This window comes from Pseudomonas antarctica, assembly GCF_900624995.1.
GTDB classification, from domain to species: Bacteria; Pseudomonadota; Gammaproteobacteria; order Pseudomonadales; family Pseudomonadaceae; genus Aquipseudomonas; species Aquipseudomonas antarctica.
Window position 1 is genome coordinate 1 of the sequence record NZ_UYXQ01000131.1, and the last position, 9,709, is coordinate 9,709.

The window sequence follows — 9,709 nt, forward strand, 5'->3', positions numbered from 1 at the left end:
GGGGGCGGACTGGTCGTGGTTGAGTTGGGTGGTCATGGCGTCGAGCTGATCGGACAGCGGGATCGCGGCAATGCGATCAAGCAGGTCGTTGACGAGGGGTTGCTCGCGCAGGATCAGCGTAATGTGGTTGCTGAGAATCTCCACCGGCACCTGGAATTCTGCGGGCAGGCTTTGTTTGTTGATCGCCAGTTTGTTCAGGCCCACGAGGATGTCTGCGGCTTTGTCATCGCTCGTCACCTGGGCAAACTCCAAGGCGCTGAGCAGCAAGTCGTAGGTGTCGGTGGCAATGTTTTGCTGTTGCAGTTTGTCGGCGTCGTCCAGTTGCAGGAAATGCGCCTGGATGTCGTCCTCGGCCGTCGGCAAAAAGGCCAGGGAGTTACGTAGCACCGCATGGTGCGACTTGAACTGTTCCACCAGCCGCGCCTTTTCCTGGAACGACTGGCGATACGCATCCTGCGCGGCCTGCCAATCGGCCAGGTTTGTGTGGCGGTGTTGCGCCTCGCGACTTTCCAGCATGGCCCACAGCGCGCTCATCTCTTTGAACGGGGCCACCAGCGGGTCATAGTTGTGGGTGAGGGCGATCCGGGCTTTGAGCACTTCGACGTCCCATTGGGAGTTGAGTTGCTTGATCTGGCTGATCAGGTCGCGCGATTGGGTGTAGGTGGTGGACTGGTCGCCGACCGACTTGAGGTACAGAAACACCAGCACCGAGGCCAGTATCAGGGCAATACCGCTGAGCGTGAGCAGGCTGGCGAGGCGGGATGATTTCATAGGGGCTTGCCCGCCCATTCGCCGGTCAATGTCTTGAGGAATTGGATAATCAGCGTCTTGTCCTCAGCCGAGGGAATTCGCCCCAGCTGGTACTTGAACATGATATCGACGGCCTCCTCAAGGGTCTTGGCCGAGCCATCGTGAAAGTACGGGGCAGTGACTGCCACGTTGCGCAGGCTCGGCACTTTGAACACATTGCGGTCGTCTTCGTTCTGGGTCAGCAAGTAGCGGCCCAGGTCGGCTTCGGTCGGGTTGCCACGGGCCTTGAAGTAGTCGCCCATCACGCCGAACTTCTGGTACATGTTGCCGCCGATATTGGCGCCTTGGTGGCAGGCGATGCAGCCATATTCCTTGAAACGCTGGTAGCCGTATTTCTCTTGAATGGTGAGGATCTCGGTGTTGCCTAGCAGGTATTGGTCGAAACGCGAGTTGGGAGTGAGCAGGGTGCGCTCATAGGTGGCCAGGGCGTTTTGCACGTTGGCGGCCGTCACACCGTCCGGATAGACCTGCTGGAACGCGGCCTGGTAGGTGGGCAGTGCCGCTAAGGTCTGGACCACGGTCTGCCAGTCGTTGCCCATTTCCATGGGGCTGGTGACCACCTGTTCAACCTGCGCCTCCAGGGTGTCGACCCTGGCATTCCAGAATTGTTTGAAGTTCAGGCTGGCGTTGAACACCGTCGGGGTGTTGAGCGCGACCGGCTTGCCATCGAAGCCCAAGGAAAATGCCAGGTTGTCGTCACCGCCCATTTCCAGGTTATGGCAACTGGCACAGGACTTAGTGTTGTTGACGGACAGGCGTGTCTCGTTGAACAGTTGGCGCCCCAATTCCACGGTGGCCGGGTCCAGCGTTGGCACTGCCGGCAGGGGTTTGAGCGGTTCATCCAGCGGTGCTGCCGTGACGGGCAAGCAGGTGCCATAACCCAGGGCAAGGGTGATGCCCAGAACCCGTGATAACAGGTGACGCGTGCGCGGCGTGCTGTGGCTCAAACGGTCGCTCCTTGCGGTAAAAGGTCAGTAGTCAGGCATCAGGCTGCGGCGCCCGGCTTGCAATAACTGGGCGAATTCATCAGGTGCTACGGCTTTGCTGAACAGAAAACCCTGGCCTTCTTCACACTGATGGTCTTTCAGAAACTGCAACTGCTCAACGGTCTCCACGCCTTCGGCGACGATGTTCAAGTCCAGGCTTTTACCCAGGCTGATGATTGCACCCACCAGTTGCGCGTCCGGGCTGTTGTCGCTCAAGCCACGAATGAACGATTGATCGATCTTCAGCACATCAATCGGAAAGCGTCGTAAATAGCTGAGGCTGGAATACCCGGTGCCGAAATCGTCGATCGACAGCCGCACGCCCAGGGTCTTGATCCCGCGCAGGGTGTTGAGTGTGTCCTCGACGTTCTGCATCAGCACGCTCTCTGTGATCTCCAGCTCCAGCAAGTGCGGCGCCAGGCCCGTACGCTCCAGGATCGCCGCCAGGTTGGCGACAAAGTGTCGCTGGCGAAAATCAATCGCCGAGATATTCACCGAGATACAAATGTGAGGCAGGCCGGCGGCTTGCCAGGCGCGTGCTTGCTCGCAGGCCTGGCACAACACCCATTGGCTCAACGGCACGATCAGGCCGCTGTCTTCGGCCACGGGAATGAAGGCTGACGGGTAGATCCAGCCATGGTCGGGCTGGTGCCAGCGAACCAAGGCTTCGGCGCCGACGATCTGCCCGCTGTTCAAGTCCAGTTTCGGTTGGTAATGCAGGGTAAATTCATTGCGCTGCAGGGCCAGCCGGATGGCGCTTTCCAGGCTTTGCTGGGCCTGGGCGCGCAGGTTCATGTCGTCGATGAAAAAACTGAAATCGTTGGGGCCTTGGTCTTTGATGGCCCGCATGGCGGTTTCGGCTTTTTTGATCAATGCCACGGCATTGCTGCTGTCATTGGGATAAACACTGATGCCCACACTGGCCGTGACGCTCAGGTCGTGGCCAGCCACGTAGCGGGTGGTGCTGACGGCGGCGAGGAGTTTTTCGGCGATGTACTGGGTTTGCTGGGGGTGTTTGATGTCGTTGAGGATCAGCACAAATTCGTCGGAGCCATAGCGAAACACTGAGTCCGACTCGCGCACCGTGGCCACCAGGCTCTGGCTGACGTGCTTGAGCATTTCATCGCCGACCGGGTGGCCCAGGGCGTTGTTGATACGCTTGAAGCGGTCCAGGCCGATAAACATCACCGCCAACTGGGTGCCATGGCGCCTGCAGACTGCGATGGCTTGCGTGAGGCGGTCGCCCAGCAGTGTGCTGTTGGGCAGTTCGGTCAGGGCGTCATATTGCAGCAGGTGTGAGACTTTGAGCAGTTCCTGCACGCGCTCCTCAATCGTGCGTTCCAGCCCGATCAGTTTGATTGCCGCGTCCTGCGCCAATTGCCATTTCCAGGTCAAGGCGGTAGCCATTTGGCGAATTTCCAGGTCGTCGAAAGGCTTTTTCAGGATCAGCAACTGGTCGTCGTACTTGAGGCGCGCTTCAATGGCTTCGAACGAATAGTCGGAGTATGCCGTGCACAGGGCGATTTGCAGGTGAGGGTCGACGTTCCACAGTTGTTCGATAGTTTCCAGGCCGTCCCAGCCTGGCGGCATACGCATGTCGATGAAGGCCAGGGCATACGGTGTGTTGTTGGCCAGGGCTTTGTTCACCAGTGTCAGCGCTTCCTGGCCTTGATAGGCCGAGTCCAGTACAAAGGTCTGGCGCACGGCCGGGGCGGTACCGAACAAGGTTTCTTCAATGCTGTCCAGTGTCTGGCCGCCATGGGCATCGGCGCACAGGATCTTGCGGAAGTCTGCGTGGATCGAAGCCGTGTCATCGACGATCAGAATGCGTCGATTGGCCTGTCCTGAGCGCGGCATCATGGCTGATTCCGAGAGACGCGCAACGGCGATTTCTGACGCATAGGGCTTCCTTACCTTGAATACTTGGATAAACAGGAACGGTCACCAGCTTCATGCCACAAGCATAGTCGGCTCCCTTGAATAAGTCGGCCAGTTGGCGTCAAATCAACCTCAATTACCCCGGTGTTCATCTAGCGCTCAATGCGTGAGCAAGTACAGCGATGGATCATGTCGGGTCGCAATGAAGCAATCGTGTGTCATCGCCAGGAGGTGTCGCCATGGATGAACAAACTGCTACGACGTCCCCCTACACGCCTACTATTTTGCTGGTTGACGACGAAGAATCGATCCTCAACAGCCTGCGCCGGCTGCTGCGTGGCCAACCCTATGACGTGCTGTTGGCTGGCAGTGGCGCCCAGGCCCTGGAAATCATGGCGGCCCAGCCCATTGACCTGGTGATGACCGATGCGCGCATGCCGGCCATGGACGGGGCCATGCTGCTGGCCGAGACCCACCGCCTGTACCCGTCAACCACCCGCATCCTGCTGACCGGCTATGCCGACATGGCCATGATGATCAAGGCGATCAATGAAGGTCAGATTCACCGTTACATCAGCAAACCCTGGAACGATGAGGAAATGCTCCTGACGTTGCGCCAGTCTTTGGAGCACCGGCATTCCGAGCGCGAACGGCTGCGTCTTGAGCAGTTGACCCGCGAGCAGAACGACCAGTTGAAGGCCCTCAACGCCACTCTGGAAAAACGCGTCGAAGCGCGTACCAGCGAGTTGCAGCAAACCGCCGACATGCTCGACCTGGCCTACGATGAGCTCAAACGCAGCTATGTGACCGGTACCGAAGTGTTTTCACTGCTGGCCAACCTGCGCCTGCCCAAGCAAAAACAGACCAACCGCCAACTGATCGAACTGATTCGCGTGTATTGCAAGGCTCAGGCGATGGACGAAGCCAGCGCCCGCGACCTGACCATGGCCGCAGCGCTCTATAACATCGGCAAGTTGAGCTGGAGCGACGGCATGATGGTCGCGCCCTCGGACATGCTGCACAGCACCGACCGCGAGCGCTATCGGGATTACCCGACCCAGAGTGAGTCGTTGCTGATGACCCTGGAGCCAATGAAGGACGCCGCGCGCCTGATTCGTCATCACCAGGAACGCTGGGACGGCAGCGGTTTTCCCGACCATCTCAAGGGCGAGTTGATCCCTTCCGGCGCACGGTTATTGAAACTGGCCGTCGACTTTATCGAGCTGCAAAAAGGCTTGATCCTCGAGCGCCACATGAACAGCGATGAAGCGCTGCTCTACATCCGTAAATACGCCGGCAAGCTTTACGACCCGGACATGGTCGAAGACTTTGTGCAGGCTTGCGCCGCGTTCCTCAGTGACGTGACGCTGGGTGACCCGAGTGTGAAAGTCTTGACCACCCGTGAACTGACCGAAGGCATGGTGCTGGCGCGCAACCTCAACGCCGATAACGGCATGCTGCTGCTCAACGCCGGCAAAGTGCTGAACCTGCCGCTGGTGGACAAGCTGATTGCGTTTGAGGCGATGGAAGGGGCCAAGTATTCCGTGTTTATCAAAGAGCCGGATGAGGCTGCACTTTCCGGTTAAGACGCTTTCTGTGATCCTTTCACTTTTGCATTCAAGGCAGTTTTTACATGACATCTACCATTCGCATCGCCGCCGCTCTGCTGATCGGCAGCAACGGCCAAACTCTGCTGGTGCGCAAGCGCGGCACCCAGGCGTTCATGCAACCGGGCGGCAAGATCGACGCCGGTGAACAACCCGCGCAAGCCCTGGCCCGTGAGCTGTTTGAGGAACTAAACCTGCGTATCGACCCAAGCGAGGCCGTGTACTTGGGGCACTTCTCGGCGCCTGCCGCCAACGAGCCGGGTTTCACCGTGCAAGCCGAGTTGTTCCAAGTGCACATCGACGTGGCGGTAACGCCCGCTGCTGAGATCGAAGAAGTGTGCTGGATCGACCCGGCCGGTGACGGCGGCCTGCAACTGGCGCCGTTGACGCGCGACGTGATCCTGCCGTTTTACCGCGCACCGCTGACCTGCGACGCATGATGATTCGTTCGCTTGGCGCCAACGACGCCGAGGCGTATCGGGCATTGATGCTTGAGGCTTACGGCGCCTACCCCCAGGCGTTCACCTCTAGCGTGGCTGAGCGCGCCATGATGCCGTTGAGCTGGTGGCAAAAGCGCTTGGACAACCCGCTGGATCGGCTGCTCGGGGCATTCGATGGCGGTGCATTGGCGGGCATCGTTGGCCTGGCCTTCGAGCCGCGTGAGAAGGCGCGCCACAAGGTGACCTTATTCGGTATGTACGTGAACCAGGCTTACCAGCACAAAGGCCTGGGCCGCCAGTTGGTGGAGGCGACGCTCGCCGAGGCGCGTAAACATCCGCGCCTTAAACTGCTTCAACTGACTGTCACTGCCGGCAATGACGCCGCCTTCGCGTTGTACCAGCGCTGCGGGTTTATTCAGTACGGCGTGGAGCCGCTGGCGGTGCGTGTGGGTGATGACTATTTCGACAGGGTCCACATGTGGTGTGAATTGAGAGCCGTGTGACGGCTAATGTGGCAGCGGGCTTGCTCGCGCCCCATTTTAGCTTGCGGCGCTTAACGCACAGCGCTGACGCCATCCAACGTGGAAAACGACGTGTCCTTGGCCGTCAGCAAAAAGTCGCGCATATACGGCGCATCCAGCATGTCCGCCCGAATTCCCGCATACAACGTCGCAAACAAGCCTTTCTCGCCCAACCGCTTGGCCTTCACGTAACCGCGTGAGCTGTACTCATGCAGCGCCCAATGCGGCATGCCGCACACGCCACGGCCGCTGGCCACCAGTTGCATCATCATCACCGTCAATTCCGAGGTGCGCACCTGGGCCGGTTCCACATCGGCCGGTTCCAGGAAACGGGTGAAGATGTCCAGGCGGTCGCGCTCCACCGGGTAGGTGATCAGGGTTTCGGTGAGCAGGTCTTCGGGCACGATGTACGACTTGTTCGCCAGCGCGTGCTGGTTGGCCACGGCCAGCATGGCTTCGTAGGTGAACAGCGGCACATAGGTAATACCCGGCAATTGCAGCGGGTCGGAGGTCACCACCAGATCCAGATCGCCCCGCGCCAGCGCCGGTAGAGGCGCGAAGGCGAAACCGGACGCCAGGTCCAGTTCGACTTCCGGCCAGGCGTCGCGGAACTGGTCGATGGTCGGCATCAGCCACTGAAAGCAGCTGTGGCATTCGATCGCCATATGCAAGCGCCCGGCGGTGCCGCCAGCCAGGCGTGCAATATCGCGCTCGGCACCACGCAGCAAGGGCAGGGTGGCATCGGCCAATTGCAGCAAGCGCAAGCCGGCGCTGGTGAAGCGCAGCGGCTTGGTCTTGCGCACGAACAGCTGCATACCCAGGCGCTCCTCCAGCTCCTTGAACTGATGGGACAGCGCCGACTGCGTCAGGTGCAGGCGCTCGGCGGCTTCGACCAGGCTGTCGGCTTCGCGCAGGGCGTGCAGGGTTTTGAGGTGGCGGATTTCGAGCACGGGCGCTCCATGAATAAAATTTGTGTTGAATAGAGATGGCGTGAGTTTGTCTCATGTGGCAATGCCTGTCGATAAGGCATCGACCATGACCGCTGGGCACTCTTCATCAAACTGTCACAGAACTGTGGCAGCGCGCTTGAACAAACTTCATCAGACTCGCGCTCTACTGGGGTTCTGCGTTTCGGTGTTTTTCATGCGCGTGTTGTTTTTACTGGCCGCTCTCTTGTTCGGCCTGCCGTCTTTTGCGGCCTCTCGATGTGATGTCAATGTCCCGACGCAAACGGTCGATCTGGAAAAGGTGAGCATCGCCTACCAGAGCATCGGCCGTGCGTCCGACCCTGCGCTGCTGCTGGTAATGGGGCTGGGCGGGCAGTTGATCCATTGGCCGGATGAGGTGGTGGTGGCCTTGTGCGAACAGGGCTTTCGGGTGATTCGCTACGACAACCGTGACGTTGGCCTGTCCACGTGGCGCCAGTTGCCTGCCAGCGCCAACCTGACTTTCGAAGTGCTGCGCTACAAGCTCGGCCTGCCGGTGGCGGCGCCGTATACGCTGACTGATATGGCTGACGACGCCCTGGGTTTGATGGACGCGTTGCAGATCCGCCAATTCCACGTGCTGGGCGCAAGCATGGGCGGCATGATCGCGCAGCACCTCGCGGCCATGGCGCCGCAACGTGTTGAGAGCTTGACGTTGATCATGACCAGCTCCGGCGCCGAAGGTTTGCCGGCGCCGAATGCAGCGCTGGTGCAGTTATTGTCGCGGCGCAGTGCGCCCAATCGTGAAGTGGCGCTGGAGCAACAAGCTGATCTGCTGGCGGCGTTGGGCAGCCCGAATGTGAAAGATGACCGCCAGGCACTGCTGCATCAGGCGGCGCTGTCCTACGACCGCGCTTTCAACCCGGAGGGGGTCAAGCGCCAGATCATGGCGATCCTCGCCGAGCCCAGCCGGGTACCGTTGCTCAACCAACTGCGGGTGCCGACGCTGGTGGTGCACGGCACTGCCGACCCGTTACTGCCGGTGATGCACGGCGTGCACTTGGCTGCGCATATCCAGGGCAGCCAGTTGAAGTTGATTCCCGGCTTGGCGCATCGTTTTCAGGAGGCGTTCAAGGCGCCGTTGCTGGCGGCGGTGTTGCCGTACCTGCAGGCCCATCGCGAAGATGCCGCGCACTGGGCGCAGATTGACTTGGGTCAGCCTTCGAAGGTGCTGTGAAGTTGGTGTATGGTGCAGCTTTTACGGCACGTTAATGCCGACAAGACTGCCTGCGAGGTCACCTGCCATGAGTACTCCCCTGAAAATCGATTTCGTCAGCGACGTGTCTTGCCCCTGGTGCATTATCGGCCTGCGTGGGCTGACCGAGGCGTTGGATCAACTGGGCGCTGAGGTGCAGGCCGAGATTCATTTTCAGCCGTTTGAGCTGAACCCTAACATGCCCGCGATTGGGCAGAATATTGTCGAACATATCACTGAAAAATACGGTTCCACCGCAGAGGAATCGCAAGCTAACCGTGCGCGTATTCGTGACATGGGTGCGGCGTTGGGTTTTGCCTTTCGCACTGATGGACAGAGCCGTATCTACAACACCTTTGATGCGCATCGTCTGCTGCATTGGGCGGGGTTGGAGGGGCTGCAATACAACCTGAAAGAAGCGCTGTTCAAGGCCTATTTCACTGATGGGCAGGATCCGTCTGACCATGCGACTTTGGCGATTATTGCTGAACGTGTTGGGTTGGATATCAAGCGTGCTGCTGAGATTTTGGCCTGCGATGACTATGCGGCAGAAGTGCGTGAGCAGGAACAGCTGTGGATTTCTCGGGGGGTGACTTCGGTGCCGACGATTGTGTTTAACGATCAGTATGCGGTGAGTGGGGGGCAGCCGGCTGAGGCCTTTGTTGGGGCGATTCGGCAGATTATCAGTGAGGCTAAGGGCTAGCCTTAAATTGCGTACATATCCATTGCTGCGGTAACGGCCACTTAGGGTTCCGCTCTTACAGCGGGTCACTTTTGGCAAACGCCCCAAAAGTAACCAAAAGGTCCTCGCCCCACCACTCGGCACCTCGCCTAGGCTCGGTGTGCCCGCACGCAGGCTTGAATCCGTGGGCCGCCGCGATGGGCCATCCTTGGCCCAGCGCGGCTAACCCGGCGTCCTGCCGGGTTAGCCACGGATTCAAGCCTGCGTTCGGCCAGCGTGGTTAACGGGGCGCCTCAGATCAAAAGCAAGAGCACGGCGGCCTAGTAGCCGACCTGAGTGGTAGAAGCAAAAGCAGGGCAAAAGCACAGCGGCACACTTTCTGTCTGATGTACCGAGATCCAATTGTGGGAGCGGGCTTGAGTTCAGCTTCCAAGCTTAGGCCTCCACGGCTTTGCTTTTGCTCTTCCTCTACCCCTCATGTCGGCTACTAGTCTGCCGTGCTCTTGCTTTTGCTCCTGATCTTATGCGCCCAGTTAAACCACGCCGCCCGCTCGCAGGCTTATCATCGCAGAGCGTCCTGTCGGCACAGATTTTTGGGGTTTCT

The 9,709-nt window shown here is 59.4% G+C and carries 9 protein-coding genes; 5 read left to right on the top strand and 4 right to left on the bottom strand.

Features of this window, described 5'->3' with window-relative positions; translation table 11 throughout:
• From E0F99_RS26375 to E0F99_RS26385, 3 genes are all read right to left on the bottom strand, one after another.
• Positions 1 to 771, bottom strand: a 771-nt coding sequence (locus E0F99_RS26375) for a DAHL domain-containing protein (RefSeq protein ID WP_341273822.1), incomplete at its 3' end; no start/stop codon positions are given.
• Complete coding sequence (locus E0F99_RS26380) at positions 768 to 1,712, bottom strand: cytochrome-c peroxidase (protein ID WP_232000175.1); 945 nt, start codon at positions 1,710 to 1,712, stop codon at positions 768 to 770. The genes E0F99_RS26375 and E0F99_RS26380, both read right to left, overlap by 4 nt.
• A gap of 69 nt (positions 1,713 to 1,781) precedes the next feature.
• A complete protein-coding gene (locus E0F99_RS26385) occupies positions 1,782 to 3,656 on the bottom strand; it encodes a putative bifunctional diguanylate cyclase/phosphodiesterase (RefSeq protein WP_083359935.1) in 1,875 nt (624 codons plus the stop codon).
• Between the two features lie 257 nt (positions 3,657 to 3,913).
• On the opposite strand from E0F99_RS26385, the gene nosR reads away from it, so the two are divergent.
• The 3 genes from nosR to E0F99_RS26400 are packed head-to-tail and all read left to right on the top strand — an operon-like array spanning position 3,914 to position 6,224.
• Entirely contained in the window at positions 3,914 to 5,260 is a 1,347-nt protein-coding gene (gene nosR, locus E0F99_RS26390) for a response regulator c-di-GMP phosphodiesterase, NosR family (RefSeq protein ID WP_083359934.1), read from the top strand.
• 47 nt (positions 5,261 to 5,307) lie between these two features.
• Positions 5,308 to 5,721, top strand: coding sequence for an NUDIX hydrolase (locus E0F99_RS26395; protein WP_130909011.1), 414 nt, complete (start codon positions 5,308 to 5,310; stop codon positions 5,719 to 5,721).
• Positions 5,718 to 6,224, top strand: a complete 507-nt coding sequence (locus E0F99_RS26400) for a GNAT family N-acetyltransferase (protein ID WP_083359932.1) — start codon at positions 5,718 to 5,720, stop codon at positions 6,222 to 6,224. Before E0F99_RS26395 ends, E0F99_RS26400 begins: the two co-directional genes overlap by 4 nt.
• Before the next feature lie 50 nt (positions 6,225 to 6,274).
• On the opposite strand, the gene metR is transcribed toward E0F99_RS26400, so the two are convergent.
• Positions 6,275 to 7,192: a transcriptional regulator MetR gene (metR, locus tag E0F99_RS26405; protein WP_083359931.1), complete on the bottom strand. Its 918-nt coding sequence runs from the start codon at positions 7,190 to 7,192 to the stop codon at positions 6,275 to 6,277.
• A gap of 193 nt (positions 7,193 to 7,385) precedes the next feature.
• Between metR and E0F99_RS26410 the strand changes: the two genes are divergently transcribed.
• Both E0F99_RS26410 and E0F99_RS26415 read left to right on the top strand, forming a co-directional pair.
• Positions 7,386 to 8,405, top strand: a complete 1,020-nt coding sequence (locus E0F99_RS26410) for an alpha/beta fold hydrolase (protein ID WP_083359930.1) — start codon at positions 7,386 to 7,388, stop codon at positions 8,403 to 8,405.
• A gap of 67 nt (positions 8,406 to 8,472) precedes the next feature.
• Positions 8,473 to 9,126, top strand: coding sequence for a DsbA family oxidoreductase (locus E0F99_RS26415; RefSeq protein ID WP_083359929.1), 654 nt, complete (start codon positions 8,473 to 8,475; stop codon positions 9,124 to 9,126).
• Positions 9,127 to 9,709 lie beyond the last annotated feature (583 nt).

Bases quoted from the DNA above. Each gene is read 5' to 3' on its own strand.
- E0F99_RS26385 (WP_083359935.1), bottom strand. From the start codon at position 3,656: ATGATGCCGCGCTCAGGACAGGCCAATCGACGCATTCTGATCGTCGAT.
- nosR (WP_083359934.1), top strand. From the start codon at position 3,914: ATGGATGAACAAACTGCTACGACGTCCCCCTACACGCCTACTATTTTG.
- E0F99_RS26395 (WP_130909011.1), top strand. From the start codon at position 5,308: ATGACATCTACCATTCGCATCGCCGCCGCTCTGCTGATCGGCAGCAAC.
- E0F99_RS26400 (WP_083359932.1), top strand. From the start codon at position 5,718: ATGATGATTCGTTCGCTTGGCGCCAACGACGCCGAGGCGTATCGGGCA.
- E0F99_RS26410 (WP_083359930.1), top strand. From the start codon at position 7,386: ATGCGCGTGTTGTTTTTACTGGCCGCTCTCTTGTTCGGCCTGCCGTCT.
- E0F99_RS26415 (WP_083359929.1), top strand. From the start codon at position 8,473: ATGAGTACTCCCCTGAAAATCGATTTCGTCAGCGACGTGTCTTGCCCC.